Below are 15,295 nucleotides of genomic sequence, written 5' to 3'. Positions count from 1 at the left end.
TCAGGCGGCCACGGCCTTCGGCAGATGCACGTGCCGGTACACGAGGCCCGCCGCCAGGCCATACGCGGCGGCAATCGTCGCGTAGGCCAGCGGCAAGCGCAGCGACCAGTCGGGCAGCATGTGCAGGATGCTGCCGATCAGGGCCACACCCACCAGCGCGCCGATTTGCCGGTTCGCATTCAGGGCCGCCGCCGCGCTGTTCGCATGCCGCTTGCCGGCCACCCGCATCACGGTGGCCGTCATGGCGGGAATGGCGATGCCGATGGCCACGTTCATGACGGCCGTGCCCAGCGCCAGCCAGCCATACGGCGTGCCCGGACGCAAGCCCATCAGCAGCAAGGCCATCACGGCGCCCACCAGTAAGCCCGCCAGCATGGGCAGGCCCGTGCCATGACGCGCCGCGATACCGCCTGCCATGAAATTCCCCACCGTATAGGCCGCCATCATGGGCAGCAAGCGCAAGCCCGACTGCAGGGCATCGGCGCCGCCCGACTGCTGCAGGAACAGACTCAATAAGAACAGCTGGCCGAATACGCAGAAATTGATCAAAAAACCCACGCCATTGGCCGCGCCAAAGCTGCTGCTGTGAAACAGTTCACGCGGCAACAGCGGATGGCTGCCGCTGCGCTCGCGCCGCAGCAGTTGCCCGGCCGACAGCACCGTCAAGGCGCCCGCCGCCAGCACGCCCGGCGACAGCCAGCCCAGCATGGGGCCTTCGATCAAGGTAAAACTGAGGCCCGCCAGCGCCGCCACACCGAGTGCATGGCTGAACAGCGATAAATCGCGCGGCTGGCGCGCCGGCGCGGCCAGCAGCAGCTGCGCCATGACGATGGCCAGCACGCCCAGCGGCACGTTGACCCAGAACACGCTGCGCCAGCCGAACTGGTGCACGAGGATGCCGCCGATCAACGGGCCGGACGCGCCGGCCACGCCCACCAGCGCCGACCAGGCGCCCAGCATGCGCGTGCGTTCGCGCTCGTCGTCGAAGCTGTGCGTCAGCAGGCTGAGCGAACTGGGCATGAACAGGGCCGCGCCCGCGCCCTGCAACAGGCGCGCGGCCGTCAAAAAATGCCCGTCGGGCGCCGCGCCGCACAACACCGAGCCGAGGATGAAGATACCGAGGCCGCCCTGGTACACGGCTTTCGGCCCGTAGCGGTCGGCCAGCGCGCCGCCGGCCAGCAGCAGCGCGGCAAACGTCAAGGTGTAGCCGTCGACCACCCACACCAGGCCCGTCAGCGGGATACGCAAGTCCAGGGCGATATCGGACAGCGCCACGTTGACGGCCGTGACGTCGAGCATGGCCATGACGAAGCCGAAGGCCAAGGTGAGCAGGATCAAGCCGCTGGCGCGGCCCTGGGGAGTGACAGACATGATATTTCCTTGCAGGGACAGCGGGGCAGCCATTATGCGAGCGTTGCCTGATGCGGTAAACAGGCATAAAATCGGCACCTTGATGCAAAAATGCATCACCAAAGAGGACTGCAACATGGACTGGGACAACGCGCGCATCTTTCTGGCCATCGGCCGGGCCGGCACCCTGCGCGGCGCGGCGGCCCTGCTGCGCATCGACCAGGCCACCTGCGGGCGCCGCCTGGCCGCGCTGGAAAGCTCGCTGGGCGCCACCCTGTTCCTGCGCACGCCGTCGGGCTATGTGCCCACGCCGGCCGGCGAACTGGCGCTGACGGCCGCCGAAGCGATGGAACGGGCGGCCGACAAGCTGCAGCGCGAGATGCAGGGCGTCGACAAGCGCCTGTCCGGCCTGGTGCGCGTGGCCACCACCGACACCATGGCCAGCCATTTCGTCATCCGCGCCATGCAGCGGCTGCACGCGGCCCACCCCGACATCCGCATCGTGCTCAACGTGGCGCCCGCGCTGGCCAGCCTGACGCGGCGCGAAGCGGACCTGGCCGTGCGCGGCGTGCGCCCCACCGACCCGGACCTCATTTCCCGCCACCTGGTCAGGCGCAGCCTGGGCCTGTACGCCTCAAAAAGCTACCTGGCCGAACGGGGCGAACCCGTGCGCGGCACGGCGCTGGACGGGCACGACATCGTCATCTACCACCAGTCCGTGACGCCCCGTCACGGGGAAAAAATCGCGGGAGAATCCGTCGCCAACGCCCGCGTCGCCATGGAAGTCAATTCAGCGGCGATGCTGCAGGAAGCCACGCGCGCGGGCCTGGGCGTGGCCGAGCTGGCTACTCATTTAGGCGATATCGACCCGCAGCTCGTGCGCATCTGGCCCGAGCGGGCGGAAGCGTACGACGTATGGCTGGTCATGCATGCGGACCTGAACCGCTCGGCCCGCGTGCGCGCGGCGGCCGACGCGATTATCCACAGCGTCGCCAGCGTGGCCGGCCAATAGCGAGGCGGCCAGGCACGGCCGCACGGCAGGACAATCGCTTGTATCGAACGCATCCAATGTTAAGATGCCATGATGACCCTATCCGTCTCCCTCATCATCAGCCTGCGCCGCCTGCACCGGGCCACCATGGCCTGGCTGGTCAGCTGGTGGCGCATGCTGCATTTCGCCACCCTCGTGTTTTCGCTGGCCCTGTCGCCGTCGAGCTATAACCGCGACAACCGCCCCATCCTCGCGCACCGCCTGGTGACGAACACGGCGCCCAATCTCGTGTGGTTCAGCGTGGCCTGCGCGCTGGTCAGCCTGGTACTGATACGCATCGTCGTCGTCAGCGCGCAAAGCTACGGCCTGTCGCGCTATGCGCTGGAAATGGTGGTGCGCGTGCTGGTGCTGGAACTGATACCGCTGACGGCCGCCCTGTTCGTCGCGCTGCGCCTGACCCTGCCCGACGGCATTGCGTTCGCGCAAATGCGCTCGTCCGGCATGCTCGACACCATGCAGCGCCAGGGCGTCGACCTGCTGCGCCGTGAATACTTTCCACGCGTCATGTCTGGCATCTTCGCCGTGTGGATGCTGGCCATCGTCAGCTGCGTCACCTCGCTGATCCTCGCGTATGTCACCATCTACGGTTTCACCCCGTGGGCGCTGCAAGGCTACACGCGCGTGGTGGGGCAGATCTTCAATCCGGCCGTGGCCCTGATTCTGATGCTCAAGGTCATCTTCTTCAGCTTTGCCGTGGCCCTGATCCCGCTGGCCTCCTCGTACTACCCGGAAGAGCCGCACGGCCGGCGCAACCGCCTGTGGGCCGCGCACGGCCTGTCCGAAATGCTGCGCCTGTTTTCCGTCATCCTGCTGATCGAAGTGGCTTCGCTGATGGGCAATTACTACTGATGCCCCGCCGCCACCGCCAGCGATCCCCGAACCACCCATACGAGAGCCAGAATCCATGAGCCAGAGCCAGCCCCCCAATCCCGACCAGGTCGACGTCACGGCGCCAGCCGGTCTCACGCAAGATGCCGTGCTGCCCGCCCCGCCGCCCGTGCGCCATGCCGAACTGAAGGCGGCCATCCTGCTCGTCTTCATGTTCGTGCTGGTGGTCGGTTCCGTCGTCTACCTGATGTATGCGCGCGGCGCATTCGAAGCCACGCAAACGCTGGTGCTGACGGCCGACGATTCGGACGGCGTGGGCGTGGGCGCCGACCTGACCTTTTCCGGCTTTCCCATCGGCCGCGTGCAACGGATCGAACTGGCGCCGGACGGCCGCGCGCGCGTCATCATCGACGTGCCGCGCAAAGACGCGCACTGGCTGCGCAGCAGCTCCATCTTCACGCTGGAGCGGGGCATCGTGGGTGGCGCCAAGCTGCGCGCCTACAGCGGCATCCTGACGGACCCGCCGCTGCCCGACGACGCCACGCGCGACCTGCTGGTGGGCGACATGGCGGCGGAAATCCCCCGCCTGCTGGCTGCCGCGAAAGACTTGCTGAACAACCTGGGCAGTCTGACGGGCACCGATTCTCCGCTCGACGGCACCCTGCGCAATGTGCAGGCCGTGACGGGCAAATTGAGCGGCCCGGGCGGCGCCATGGGCTTGCTGACGGGCGACGACAAGCAGTCGCGCCTGCTGGTCGAGCGGGCCAACGCCCTGCTCGTCACGGCGGACCAGCTGGCGCGCCGCACGGATGGCCTGGTCGCCAATGCCGACACGCGCGTGTTTGGCGACAAGGGCGTGATGACGGATGCGCAGGCCACCATCGTGCAGCTGAACGCGCTGCTGGCCGACACGCGCGCCAGCCTGAAAAAAGTCGACGCCGTGCTGGTCGAGGCGCAAGCCGTGGGCGCCAACGCCAGGGCGGCGACAGCCGACCTGGGCCCGCTGCGCGCGGACGTGGAAAGCAATCTGCGCAAGGTCGAGCAGCTGGTCAATGACATCAACCGCAAATGGCCGTTCAAGCGCAATCCGGAGATCAAACTGCCATGAGAAATATCCATATCGTCCTGTCCGCCCTGGCCATGGCAGCACTTGCCGCGTGTTCCAGCGGCCCGCCCGTGCCCGACTGGAAAATGAATGCGCAAAGTTCCGTCGAGCGCTTCCAGGCCGCTTACCTGAGCGGCAACGCCCTGGTCGAGCAGACGGAATTCCGCCGTGCCCGCAACCAGGTGGCCGGCACGGGCAAGCTCGATCTCGTGGCGCGCATCGAACTGCTGCGCTGCGCCGCGCGCGTGGCCAGCCTGGCCTTCGAGGACTGTGCCGGCTTCGACGCCCTGCAAGCGGACGCGAATGACGCCGACCGCGCGTATGCGGCTTATCTGGCCGGCAAGGCGAAGGCGGCCGACATCGCCCTGCTGCCCGAGACGCAGCGGGCGGCCGCCGGCGCCGGCTCCGACACGGCCGCCGCCAGCGCCGTGGCGGCCATTGATGACCCGCTATCGCAGCTGGTGGCGGCCGGCGTGCTGCTGCGCTCGGGCCGCGCCACGCCGGCACTGCTCGACACGGCCGTCGCCACCGCCTCGGACCAGGGCTGGCGCCGCCCGCTGCTGGCGTGGCTGGGCGTGCAGCGCCTGCGCGCCGAACAGGCGGGCGACACGCAAGCGGCGCAGCGCATCGCGCGGCGCATGGCGATCGTCGAGCAGCCACTGGCCCCCTGAACGTGCCGATGGCGGCCCAAGGCAGGCAGAATCAGGCATAATCAAGCCAGGATGACAGCAATGCCGTGCAGGCAGCGAGGTGTGACGATGCAGTTCGAGGATTTCGACTTTTCCACCCCCGAGGCCGGCAAGCACGGCGAGGGGCCGTCTGGCGATGGCGCACCGGCCGCCACGGCAGTACGCCTGCAATACCTGCTCGACAATACACCGTCCATCATCTATTGCACCGTGCCCAGCGGCGACTTCAAGATGACCTTTGTCAGCAACAATGCCTTGAACGTGCTGGGCTACCAGCCCGAAGAGATGGTGGCCGACCCCAACTTCTGGTTCGACCACATCCACCCCGACGATGCGCCCGGCATTTTTTCCAGCCTGGCGCAGATCTTCGTCGAAGGCGCGCGCGCCTATGAATACCGTTTCCGCGTGCGCGACGGCAGCTATCTGTGGATGCACGACAGCCTGCGCCTGGTGCGCGATGAGCATGGCGTGCCGTTCGAGGTGATCGGCTCGCTGACGGACATCACGGAACGCAAGCGCATGGAAGCGATGCTGCAGGCGCGCGGCGAAGAACAGCAACTACTGATCAGCAAGTTGCAGGAAGCGCACGACCAGCTGCTGCAATCGGAAAAAATGGCCTCCATCGGTCAGCTGGCGGCCGGCATCGCGCATGAAATCAACAACCCGATCGGCTTCGTCAATTCCAACATGAGTTCGCTGCAAGGCTATGTCGGCACCCTGTTCGGCGTGATCGGGCAATATGAAACGGCGATGCGCGAGACGCCCGACGGCCCGGCCCTGGCCGCCCGCGTGGCCGAGGTGCGCGCGCAGGCCGACCTGGCCTTCCTGCAGGACGACATGGTGGACCTGGTGCGCGAATCGATGGATGGCTTGAAGCGCGTGCGCGACATCGTGCAGGCGCTGAAGGATTTTTCCCATGTGGGCGAGACGGACTGGCAAGTGGCCAGCCTGCATGCGGGCCTGGACAGCACCCTCAATATCGTCGCCAACGAATTGAAATACAAGGCGCGCATCGAGAAACAGTATGGCGAACTGCCGCCGATACTGTGCCTGGCCTCGCAGCTGAACCAGGTGTTCATGAACCTGCTCGTCAACGCGGGCCAGGCCATCAGCAGCGACGGCGTGATCAGCATCCGCACGGGCCACGCGGGCGACTGGGTGTGGGTGGAGATCGGCGACACGGGCGCCGGCATCCCACCCGAGCACCTGAACCGCATCTTCGAACCGTTCTTCACCACCAAGGCCGTGGGCAGCGGCACGGGCCTGGGGCTGTCGCTGTCGTACGGCATCGTCAACAAGCACGGCGGACGCATCGAGGTGGCCTCGGAAGTGGGCCACGGCACGCGCTTTACCGTGCACCTGCCGCTGCAGCCGCCCACCACCGCGAACGCCTAGGCTTCCTTCACGGGCGCGTACACGCGGATGCTCAGGCGCCCGCCATTCTTGCCTTCAAAATCGAGCAACTGGGCGATCACGCGGGCCGTCAGCACGTGTTCGGCCGCCAGCAGCATCAGGCCGTCGCGGCTGATCAGGTCGCGCGACAGCGTCATGCCCGGCTCCAGCTGGCCCGACAGCACGGTCAGGTCGCGCGCCGGCGGCTCCGTCTCCTCCATGATGCCGCGGAAAGCGGCCACCACGGCCGGGTCATAGCGCTTGCCGACGCTGTCGTAGATCAGGGTGCGGGCTTCGTCGGCGCGCAAGCTGCGCTGCACCATGGCGCCGATCTGCAAGCCGTCGTAGTCGGACGCCAGCGCCAGGATGCGCGCGCCCATGGGAATGGCCAGGCCCACCAGGCCATCGGGAAAGCCGCCGCCGTCGAAGCGCTCCAGCTGCGAGCGCAGCATGACGGAGACGGCGCGCAGCTCGTCGAGCGCCATCAATAATTGTTCGGCGCGCAGCGGATGCTTGCGGAACGCGGCCAGCTGCTCGCCCGTCCAGGCGCTGGCCGGCAGTTCCAGCACGTCGTCACTCAAGCTGAGCTTGCCGACATCCTTGAGCAGGGCCGCGATGAACACGTCGCGCGCCTCCTGCCCTTCCAGGCCCAGCGCCTGCGCCAGCTTGCGCGACAGCTCGGCCACCCGCCGCGCATGGCCGGCCAGCTTGCCGCCGCGCATCTCGATCAGGTTGGAAAACACCTTGATGGTCGTCACGAACGTGGCCTTCAGGCGTTCGTTGGCCGCCTGCACCTCGTCGTGCGACTGTTTCAGCTGCTGCGTGCGCGTGGCCACTTTCGCTTCCAGGCTGGCGTTGAGCGCCTGCAGCTGCACGTTCTGGCTGGCCGTCAGCGCTTCCAGGCGCAGTTTTTCCTGCTCCAGCGCGCGCCGTTCCAGCGCGTGGCGCACCACCAGCACGATATCGTTCTCGTCCCACGGCTTGGTCACGTAGCGGTAGATCTCGCCCTGGTTGATGGCGTCGAGGATGGACTGGATATCGGCATAGCCCGTCAGCAGCAGCCGTATGGTGCCGGGCCAGCGCTGGCGCACCTGGGCCAGGAATTGCGCGCCATCCATGTGCGGCATGCGCATGTCGGAGATGACCAGGTCCACCGTCTCGCTCTCGAGCAGGGCCAGGCCCGCCGCGCCGCCGTCGGCCGTCAGCACGCGGTAGCCGTGCGGGCGGAACAGCCGCCGCAGCGACGAGAGGATATTCGGTTCGTCGTCGACGCACAGGATGGTCGGCGGCGCGGCCGCGGTGCTGGCGCTGGTACTGGTACTCATGCTCATGCTGTCCTGTTCGGTCATGGTGCCACGGCCTGCGCCTGGCGCACGGGCAAGGTGATGCGGAAAGTGGTGCCGCGGCCGATGATGCTGCGCACGTCGATGCGGCCGTGATGTTTTTGCACCGTCGTGTAGGCCAGCGACAGGCCCAGCCCCGTGCCCTTGCCGACGGCCTTGGTGGTAAAGAACGGGTCGAAGATGCGCGACAGGTGTTCGGGCGCGATGCCGCCGCCCGTGTCCTCGACCTCGATCCACACTTCCGCCGCGTTGTCGCTGCCCGTGCGCAGGGTGATGCGTCCGTGCACCTCGCCCATGGCGTGGGCCGCGTTGACGACCAGGTTCATGATCACCTGGTTCAGTTCGGAAGGCTGGCATTCGATATCGGGAATGTCGCCATATTCGCGCACCACGTCGGCCTTGTACTTGACCTCGTTATTCACGATATTGAGCGTGGTATCGATGCCCTGGCGCAGGTCGGCCCAGACCCACTCCTGGTGCGCATCCGTGCGCGAAAAATCCTTCAGATCCTGCACGATGCGGCGCACGCGCGAAATGCCTTCCTTCGACTCGCCCATCAGCATCGGTATGTCGGTGCGCAGGAAGTCCAGGTCGATCTGTTCGCGCAGCGCGCGCAGGCGCGCCGCCACCACGGCGTCGGCGACGGCCGGCTCGGCTTCCTCGTAGGCGTCGAGCATGCTGAACAGGTCATCCAGGTAGCCTTCCAAGGTGCCGACATTCGAAAACACATAGCCGATGGGATTGTTGATCTCGTGCGCCACGCCGGCGGCCAGCTGGCCGATCGAGGCCAGCTTTTCCGACTGCAGCAGCTTTTGCTGGGCCAGCGACAGCTTGCTGTTCAATTCCGTCAGGGCCAGGTTACGTTCGCGCAATTCGAGATCGGCGATCTGGCGCTGGCGGATATCGTCGGCCAGGCGCTCGTTCATTTCGGCCAGCTGGGCCGTGCGCTTGGCCACCAGGTGTTCCAGGTTGTCATGCGCCTTGCGCAGCGCCAGTTCGGCCAGGCGCCGCTCGCTCACGTCGCGCAGCGTTTCGATGGCGCCCACCAGACGTCCCTGGCGGTCGCGCAGGGGCGCCGCCGTGAAATGCAGCCAGTGGCCGTCAGGGCCGATATCGGCAAAGAAATCCTCGGCCTCGAAGGCGCCGGGGATGACTGGTGAACGCTTCAGCTTGCCAAGGTAAAGGTCATTTTCACCGAGCGCGATATCGTCGGCCACCAGCAGGTCGGCCAGGCAGGCGCGCGGCTGCGGATAAAACGCCTTCCAGTAGTCGCGCGTGCCGACCATCTCGGCGGCCGTAAAGCCCAGCAACTGTTCACAGGCGCTGTTCCAGTGCGTCACCACATGGTCCGTGTCGATGGCGAAGGTGGCCACGGGATGGCCATCGAAAAATGCCGAGAGCGCGATGGTGTCGCCCTGGCGGCGTTCCGGCGTGGCGGGCAGCGCCTGCCCTGCGTCTGTTTCCATGGCCTCTTTCTTGTTCATGCCAGCATGATCCGCGACATTTCATCGAAGGTGTGTTCCGTTTGCCCCAGCAGCGCCAGCCACGCTTGCTCGTCCAGCGCGACGCTGCGCCAGCCCGTGGGCGACAGGGCCGGCACCAGCGCATCGTCGACGCCGGCCAGGTCGAGCGCCAGGGCGACGGCGTTGGCCAGGTGCACGGCCAGCGGCAAGCCGCCCGCTTCCAGCCGGTCGATGGCGTGGTGGTCGGCCACCGCCTGCTGTATCGCCTCGGGGAACTTCCAGTAGGCGGCCAGGGCGCTGCCCACTTGCGCGTGATCGATGCCGATGACGGCCAGTTCCGCCTCGACCATCTGGCAGTCATGCGCCTGGCGGTAGCTGCGCACGAGCGCGTGCTCGGCCGGGAAGCGCGTCACCAGCACCAGGGTGCCCAGGTCGTGCAGCAGGCCGGCCGTGAACGCCGTCTCGGGATTGACGCGCAGGTGCGGCGCCAGCAGGCGCGCGGCGATGGCCGTGGCCAGCGAGTGGCGCCAGAACGCCTTGAAATCGAAACCGCCGCTGACGGGCGCGAAGCTGCCCGTCAGGGCGCAGGCCGTGACGACGGTGCGGATGCTGTGAAAGCCCAGCACGGAAACGGCTTGCGGAATGCTGGTGACCTTCGATTGCATGCCGTAGAACGAGGAGTTGGCGATGCGCAAGGTCTTTGCCGCCAGGGCCTGGTCCAGCTCGATCTTTTGCGCCAATACATGCACGTCCGTATCGTCCTGGTCCATGCTCGACAGCAGCTCCAGCACCACCACCGGCAGCGAAGGCAGTTCCTGTATCTGGCGGATGATATGTTCAAAACTGAGCCGTGTCATGCCGCGCCCCCTTGCCGGTAGCGCTGCAGCAGCGCCAGCAGTTCCGCCCCGGCGGAATCGGGCGGCGTGGCGCGGAACAGCACGGCCAGCCGTTCCAGGCGGCGCAAGCGTTCCTGCTCGGCATGCGCCTGCGCGGCGGGGTCCGGCGCCTCGTCCATGACGACATGGCAGCGCTCCACATTGCGCCTGCGCAAGGCCGTCAGGCTGGCCGCCGTCAGGGTGGCGCCTTGGGCCAGCAGCACGGCGCCGCTGGCGTCGCTCAAGGCCTGCGCCAGCACCATGCCTTCCTGCGCCTGCTCCATGGAAATCTCGCGTCCGCTTTCACTCACGCTTGCATTCATGTATCCGCTCCATGACGACTCAGGGTGACCAGGCTGCCGCGCGAGCGCGAATGCAAGCCCATGGGATGGACTGCCACGACATACGGCTGGCCGTCGATGGCGGCCAGGCGGGGCGTGTCCTGCCCATCGAACAGTTGCGGCAAGACCAGCGCCGCCTCGTTGCCCAGCAGGGCCGCGCCCCGCTCGAACAGATTGGCCGCCGCCGCGTTGATGAAGGCGATCATGCCTTCGTCGTCGAGCCCGATCACGGGCAGCGGCAGAAATTGCAGTACTTCGCGCGCGATGCCCAGGCTGACTTCATCGCGGCTGATCTGGTGCTGCTGCTGGTGCACCAGCGCCTGCATGGCGGCATTCGCCGCCGCCAGCGCCTGGTTGGCGTCGCGCAGCTGCGCATTCAGGCGCACATTGTCGTCGTCGATGCCCTTCAGACGAAAGGCTTCGGCGATATGCTCGCGCAGCTGATGGTCTTCCCAGGGCTTGGTGAGGAACTTGAAGATGGCGCCCTCGTTGACGGCATCCGTGACGGCCTGCAGCTCGGTATAGCCCGACAACATGATGCGGATGGTTTGCGGACACAGCAGCTTGGCCTTGCGCAGGAAGTCGGCGCCCAGCATGCCGGGCATGCGCTGGTCCGACACAATCACGTCGACCGCATGGCTGGCCAGCACGTCCAGTCCTTCCTGGCCGCTGTTGGCCGTGAGGATATGGTAGCCATCGCGCCGCAGCAGGCGCTTGAGGGAGGCGAGGATATTCGGCTCGTCATCGACCAGCAGCAAGGTGCGCCGCTGCGCCGCAGGCTGCTGTACGGCGTCCGCCGCCAGCACCGCAGTACCCGGCATACCATGCTCGTCGTGCAAATCCATCGGACCATCCTCTCATCGCCACGGCGATATGGACGCTTGCCTGGAGCGGGAATCTGCCGCACGGCATCATCTTGCGCGGCAATCAGCTTGCGCTGAAATTATACGACTAAATATTCCGTTATAACACTTATCCGGCACTTATCCGCGCCGTGCCGGGCAAGGCGTGTCACGGTAAAACACAAAGCCGCCCAGGCCGATGGCTTGCGTATCGGCCTTCACGGCGTACACCAGCGTGTTCGTGGCCGCCTCGACTCTCAGCAGATTCTTGTGCAGCACCGTTTGCGCGTGCGACAGGGCCAACGATGGCGTCGGCGCCAGCTGCAAACGCAGTTCGGACGTGGCCGCATCATACGCCCAGCGGCCCGGGTTGAAGAAGGCGAAGCCGCCGTCGAAACGCAGGCTGCCATCCTTGAACTGGGTCAGGCAAATGCCGGGAAATTCGCTGGGCGGGTTGTACCAGGTGGCGGCCACGGCGGCATCGGCCGGCGTCTTGCCCGGCATCGGCATGCCGCTCGTGCCATTGTTCCCGCCCATGCCGGCGCAACCGGCCAGCGCCAGCGCGCCAGCCACAGCGACCGCGCGTGTGATGAATGTCATGTGCATCCCCATCCCCTTGCTTTATAGAAACACAATCTTAGTCCGGGAAACCTGGCCGTTCAAACGGCCAGCGCACATAAGGCGGATTTATTTGTCCCCGGCCGCCTTCGCAGCCATGGCAGCAGCTTCGCGCAATTTATCCTTTTTGCTTTTGCGCGCGCCCTTCACGCCGCCGTTCAGCGTATCCGTGACGGGATGCACGGGCGCGGGCAGTTCCGTCGGCTCGAAACCGGCCACCACTTCGCGCACGATGCGCAAGTCGTTGCGGTTTTCGATCAGGCGGAAATGCGCTTCCGTATCGGCCGTGACGAAACTGATGGCCGTACCGCTTTCGCCGGCGCGGCCCGTGCGCCCGATGCGGTGCGTGTAGTCGACGGCCGAGCGGGGCAAGTCGTAGTTGACGACGGCCGGCAAGCCGGCGATGTCGATGCCGCGCGCGGCCACGTCGGTGGCCACCAGCACCTGCAGGCGCCCCGCCTTGAAGTCGGCCAGCAACTGGCTGCGCGTGCCCTGGCTGAACTCGCCGTGGAAGGCGCCCACGTGCAGGCCCGCGCGCTGCAGCTTGTCGGCCACATGTTCGGCCGCATACTTGGTGGCGACGAACACCAGCACCCGGTCCCACTGCTGCTGCAGGATCAGGTAGCGCAGCAGCTGCGTGCGGCGCGGCACGTCGACCGTGATGGCGCGCTGCACGATGTCGGGCTTGTCCTGCGGTTCGGACGCCACTTCGATGCGCACGGGTTCCTGGAGCAGGCTGTCGGCCAGCGCCTGCACGCTGTCGGGGAAGGTGGCAGAGAAAAACAGGTTTTGCCGCTTGCCCGGCAGCAGCGCCAGGATGGCGTTGATTTCTTCGCTAAAACCCATGTCGAGCAAACGGTCCGCTTCATCGAGCACGCACAGCGACACGCCGCCCAGTTTCACGGCGTTTTGCCGCACCAGGTCCAGCAAGCGGCCCGGCGTGGCGACGACGATATCGGCGCCGCCGCGCAAGTCCATCATCTGCGGATTGATCGAGACGCCGCCGAACAGCACGGAAATCTTCAGTTTGATCGGTAACGGCTTGGCCAGCGCGTGCACCGTCTGCCCCACCTGCGCCGCCAGCTCGCGCGTGGGCACGAGGATCAGCGCGCGCACCTGGCGCGGACCGGAAGCGGGCGCCATCAGCGCCTGCAGCAGCGGCAGCGCGTAGGCGGCCGTCTTGCCGGAGCCCGTCTGCGCCGCGCCCAGCACGTCGCTGCCGCGCAGGATGGCGGGAATGGCGGCCGCCTGGATGGCCGTCGGCGCGGCATAGCCGGCCTTGTCGACGGCGCGGACCAGGGCGGGAATCAGACCCAGTGAGGAAAATGGCATAGCGGGCCTTCTTTATTCGTAAAGTGAGACCGGCCGCGAAAGGCGGCCGGTCGGGATATGCGACAGTATAAAGCAGGCGGCTACTGCTTGGGCATTTGCAGCGCCGGAAAGCCCGCTTCATCGTAGCCCGGCATGCCGCGCCGGATCGCGTGCGAAAAGTCCGCGTCGTCGTTAGCCGCCCGCGCGCGCGCCGTGACATGGCCGCCCTCGCGCAGCTGCTGGAAGCTCTGGCCGGGCACCAGGCCCTTGACGTCGAACAGATAGCGGTCCAGGTAGCCCGAGGCCATCAGCCGGTAGTCGAACGGCAGGCCCGGCACGATACGGCGCACCATCTCGAAGACGATGGTGGTGCAGTTGGCCGTCAGCGTGTTGTAGAACTGCGGCTGGGCCTTCAGCGCCTGCGCCTCGTCCAGATAGGCGAGGAACAACGAGCGCATGGCCGCTTTCGGCATCATCACGCGGTACAGATACATGTCCTCGCCCCGCGCATTCGTGCGCACGCGCAGGATGTCGCGCTCGTCGGCGGCGATCAGGCTCATTTCGAAATGCTTGAAAAAGCCGCCGATGGTGGAAAAGCTCTCGCCCTTTTCCTTGCGGATCTCGATGGAAAACGTCAAAAATCGCCCGTCGGCAAAGCCGAACGAGATCAGGGTGTGCGCGATGTACGGCCCCGTCCAGTACGACAGCGCCGTGTCCACCGTGCGCAGCTCGTCGAGGTCGTAGCTGCGCCGCTCCCACTTGACCGTGTAATCGTCGTCGCTGCGCCAGTCGAAATTGCGCACATTGTCCAGCGTGACGAGATTGCCCGCCACCTTGCCCGTGACATTGCGCGCCACGTCGTCGGCCCACACGCGCTGCTGCTTCGGCGTGATCAGGCTCCACCACAGGAGCAGCAGGACAAAACCGGCCGCATACGGCAGCAGCACGCGCACATCGCCGCGCGTCCACCACAGCACCACGCTGGCCACGCCCAGCGCGCCCCACAGCAGCGCGCCGATGGCTTGCGCCGCCGTGCCGCCGGACAACTGGTACCACAGCGCCAGCGCGCCCCACAGTGCGGTCAACAGGAGAATCAGGGAAACGGCCATTTTGCCGAGGGTGGCCAGCACGGAGCGGGCACGCAGTGATAAGAAAGTCATGCCCCGATTATAAGGGCAAGCGCTGGAACAGGTGCGTCCTGGCAAGTACTGGTGTAACAGGCTGTGGCAGAAAAAGCATTGCTTGCCTGTCAATTTATTTCATGAGAGCATGTTGTCCAAATAAATTGTATAGGCAAGGCGCCCTGTTACCACAGCGATGCTTTGGCCATTCCAGGAGATAGCTTGCAGCCCCTTTCCCTCTACGCCCTCGCCGGCAGCCTCAACTCCCTTTTCATCGTCGTCAGCTTGTACGGCCTGTGGTCGCAGCTGCAAAAGATCTGGCGGCGCAAGCGCGATGCCGGCATCGGTGCCGGCCAGACGACGAACATCCTGTCGCTCAACCAGTTCAGCGTCAGCTTCCTCGCGTATTGCGCGTTCTTTGTGTACGGCTATTCGATCACGCCGTTCAACCATTACATCGTCTGGCCCCGCTTGCTCGCGTCCTTGATCGCGCTGGCCATCCTGTATGAAATCGACCGAGACCGCCGCAGCCTGGCATCGCGCAATGCGCTGCTGGCCTGCGCTCTGCTGCTGTGCGCGGGTGTGGCGGGGCTGGCCTTTGGCCCCACCTTCAGCGATGAAAAGCGCGTGATCTCGCAAAGCCTGATCGTCACCGTCACCGTGCTGCTGGCGCAGGGCTATGCGCACCAGATCCGCTTGATCTGGCGCTCGGGCAAGACGGGCGCCGTGTCGCTGAAGATGAGCCAGTTCATCCTGGCGATGGATGTCAGCACCATCTTCTTTGCCTGTGTCATGGGGCTGAAAACAGGCTGGCCATTGCTGCTGCTAGCCAGCGTCAGCGCCACGACCAAGCTTGCCATCATGTGGCTGTTCCGCTGGGAGAAGATCAGTTCCGCCGCGCAGATCAAACGCCAGGCGCCGGCCTGAGGCTAGAATGGCGGCATCGCCACCATGTTGAAAGCGCCG

The 15,295-nt window shown here is 66.1% G+C and carries 15 protein-coding genes; 6 read left to right on the top strand and 9 right to left on the bottom strand.

Features of this window, described 5'->3' with window-relative positions; all coding sequences use genetic code 11:
* Positions 1 to 1,371 (bottom strand): MFS transporter, encoded by a 1,371-nt coding sequence (locus tag KY494_RS27140; RefSeq protein ID WP_219888921.1) that lies wholly within the window; start codon positions 1,369 to 1,371, stop codon positions 1 to 3.
* A 115-nt stretch (positions 1,372 to 1,486) separates the two neighbouring features.
* Between KY494_RS27140 and KY494_RS27135 the strand changes: the two genes are divergently transcribed.
* From KY494_RS27135 to KY494_RS27115, 5 genes are all read left to right on the top strand, one after another.
* The gene (locus tag KY494_RS27135) at positions 1,487 to 2,362 is read left to right on the top strand and encodes a LysR family transcriptional regulator (RefSeq protein WP_219888919.1); all 876 of its coding nucleotides are present in this window, start codon (positions 1,487 to 1,489) and stop codon (positions 2,360 to 2,362) included.
* A gap of 72 nt (positions 2,363 to 2,434) precedes the next feature.
* Positions 2,435 to 3,250: an ABC transporter permease gene (locus KY494_RS27130; protein WP_100876629.1), complete on the top strand. Its 816-nt coding sequence runs from the start codon at positions 2,435 to 2,437 to the stop codon at positions 3,248 to 3,250.
* A gap of 55 nt (positions 3,251 to 3,305) precedes the next feature.
* Entirely contained in the window at positions 3,306 to 4,337 is a 1,032-nt protein-coding gene (locus KY494_RS27125; RefSeq protein WP_258194503.1) for an MlaD family protein, read from the top strand.
* Entirely contained in the window at positions 4,334 to 5,005 is a 672-nt protein-coding gene (locus KY494_RS27120; RefSeq protein ID WP_219888917.1) for a hypothetical protein, read from the top strand. Before KY494_RS27125 ends, KY494_RS27120 begins: the two co-directional genes overlap by 4 nt.
* An 87-nt stretch (positions 5,006 to 5,092) precedes the next feature.
* Complete coding sequence (locus KY494_RS27115) at positions 5,093 to 6,418, top strand: ATP-binding protein (protein WP_219891758.1); 1,326 nt, start codon at positions 5,093 to 5,095, stop codon at positions 6,416 to 6,418.
* On the opposite strand, the gene KY494_RS27110 is transcribed toward KY494_RS27115, so the two are convergent.
* From KY494_RS27110 to KY494_RS27075, 8 genes are all read right to left on the bottom strand, one after another.
* Positions 6,415 to 7,740 carry an HD domain-containing phosphohydrolase gene (locus tag KY494_RS27110; protein ID WP_219888915.1) on the bottom strand — a complete coding sequence of 442 codons (1,326 nt, stop codon included), beginning with the start codon at positions 7,738 to 7,740 and terminating at the stop codon, positions 6,415 to 6,417. The two genes, KY494_RS27115 and KY494_RS27110, sit on opposite strands and share 4 nt — an antisense overlap.
* 20 nt (positions 7,741 to 7,760) lie before the next feature.
* A complete protein-coding gene (locus tag KY494_RS27105) occupies positions 7,761 to 9,224 on the bottom strand; it encodes an ATP-binding protein (RefSeq protein WP_219888913.1) in 1,464 nt (487 codons plus the stop codon).
* 14 nt (positions 9,225 to 9,238) lie between these two features.
* Entirely contained in the window at positions 9,239 to 10,078 is an 840-nt protein-coding gene (locus KY494_RS27100; protein ID WP_219136803.1) for an HDOD domain-containing protein, read from the bottom strand.
* Positions 10,075 to 10,419 carry a hypothetical protein gene (locus KY494_RS27095; protein ID WP_219888911.1) on the bottom strand — a complete coding sequence of 115 codons (345 nt, stop codon included), beginning with the start codon at positions 10,417 to 10,419 and terminating at the stop codon, positions 10,075 to 10,077. The genes KY494_RS27100 and KY494_RS27095 overlap by 4 nt, the downstream gene beginning before the upstream one ends.
* Entirely contained in the window at positions 10,416 to 11,258 is an 843-nt protein-coding gene (locus KY494_RS27090; RefSeq protein WP_258194501.1) for a response regulator, read from the bottom strand. Before KY494_RS27090 ends, KY494_RS27095 begins: the two co-directional genes overlap by 4 nt.
* Positions 11,259 to 11,420: 162 nt before the next feature.
* Positions 11,421 to 11,879 (bottom strand): hypothetical protein, encoded by a 459-nt coding sequence (locus KY494_RS27085; RefSeq protein ID WP_219888907.1) that lies wholly within the window; start codon positions 11,877 to 11,879, stop codon positions 11,421 to 11,423.
* 87 nt (positions 11,880 to 11,966) lie between these two features.
* Positions 11,967 to 13,229: a DEAD/DEAH box helicase gene (locus KY494_RS27080; RefSeq protein WP_219888905.1), complete on the bottom strand. Its 1,263-nt coding sequence runs from the start codon at positions 13,227 to 13,229 to the stop codon at positions 11,967 to 11,969.
* 80 nt (positions 13,230 to 13,309) lie between these two features.
* Entirely contained in the window at positions 13,310 to 14,368 is a 1,059-nt protein-coding gene (locus KY494_RS27075; protein WP_219888903.1) for a DUF4105 domain-containing protein, read from the bottom strand.
* 183 nt (positions 14,369 to 14,551) lie between these two features.
* On the opposite strand from KY494_RS27075, the gene KY494_RS27070 reads away from it, so the two are divergent.
* Positions 14,552 to 15,256, top strand: a complete 705-nt coding sequence (locus KY494_RS27070; protein ID WP_219888901.1) for a hypothetical protein — start codon at positions 14,552 to 14,554, stop codon at positions 15,254 to 15,256.
* The last annotated feature ends 39 nt before the right edge of the window (positions 15,257 to 15,295 follow it).

Source organism: Janthinobacterium sp. PAMC25594 (genome assembly GCF_019443505.1).
Lineage (GTDB): Bacteria > Pseudomonadota > Gammaproteobacteria > Burkholderiales > Burkholderiaceae_D > Janthinobacterium.
This window is presented reverse-complemented; position numbering and strand designations above follow the sequence as displayed.

Excerpts from the sequence above, each read along its gene's own strand:
- KY494_RS27140 (WP_219888921.1), bottom strand. The coding sequence starts at position 1,371 with ATGTCTGTCACTCCCCAGGGCCGCGCCAGCGGCTTGATCCTGCTCACC.
- KY494_RS27100 (WP_219136803.1), bottom strand. The coding sequence starts at position 10,078 with ATGACACGGCTCAGTTTTGAACATATCATCCGCCAGATACAGGAACTG.
- KY494_RS27135 (WP_219888919.1), top strand. The coding sequence starts at position 1,487 with ATGGACTGGGACAACGCGCGCATCTTTCTGGCCATCGGCCGGGCCGGC.
- KY494_RS27125 (WP_258194503.1), top strand. The coding sequence starts at position 3,306 with ATGAGCCAGAGCCAGCCCCCCAATCCCGACCAGGTCGACGTCACGGCG.
- KY494_RS27075 (WP_219888903.1), bottom strand. The coding sequence starts at position 14,368 with ATGACTTTCTTATCACTGCGTGCCCGCTCCGTGCTGGCCACCCTCGGC.
- KY494_RS27105 (WP_219888913.1), bottom strand. The coding sequence starts at position 9,224 with ATGGAAACAGACGCAGGGCAGGCGCTGCCCGCCACGCCGGAACGCCGC.
- KY494_RS27115 (WP_219891758.1), top strand. The coding sequence starts at position 5,093 with ATGCAGTTCGAGGATTTCGACTTTTCCACCCCCGAGGCCGGCAAGCAC.
- KY494_RS27110 (WP_219888915.1), bottom strand. The coding sequence starts at position 7,740 with ATGAGTACCAGTACCAGCGCCAGCACCGCGGCCGCGCCGCCGACCATC.
- KY494_RS27080 (WP_219888905.1), bottom strand. The coding sequence starts at position 13,229 with ATGCCATTTTCCTCACTGGGTCTGATTCCCGCCCTGGTCCGCGCCGTC.
- KY494_RS27120 (WP_219888917.1), top strand. The coding sequence starts at position 4,334 with ATGAGAAATATCCATATCGTCCTGTCCGCCCTGGCCATGGCAGCACTT.
- KY494_RS27130 (WP_100876629.1), top strand. The coding sequence starts at position 2,435 with ATGACCCTATCCGTCTCCCTCATCATCAGCCTGCGCCGCCTGCACCGG.
- KY494_RS27085 (WP_219888907.1), bottom strand. The coding sequence starts at position 11,879 with ATGACATTCATCACACGCGCGGTCGCTGTGGCTGGCGCGCTGGCGCTG.
- KY494_RS27095 (WP_219888911.1), bottom strand. The coding sequence starts at position 10,419 with ATGAATGCAAGCGTGAGTGAAAGCGGACGCGAGATTTCCATGGAGCAG.
- KY494_RS27090 (WP_258194501.1), bottom strand. The coding sequence starts at position 11,258 with ATGCCGGGTACTGCGGTGCTGGCGGCGGACGCCGTACAGCAGCCTGCG.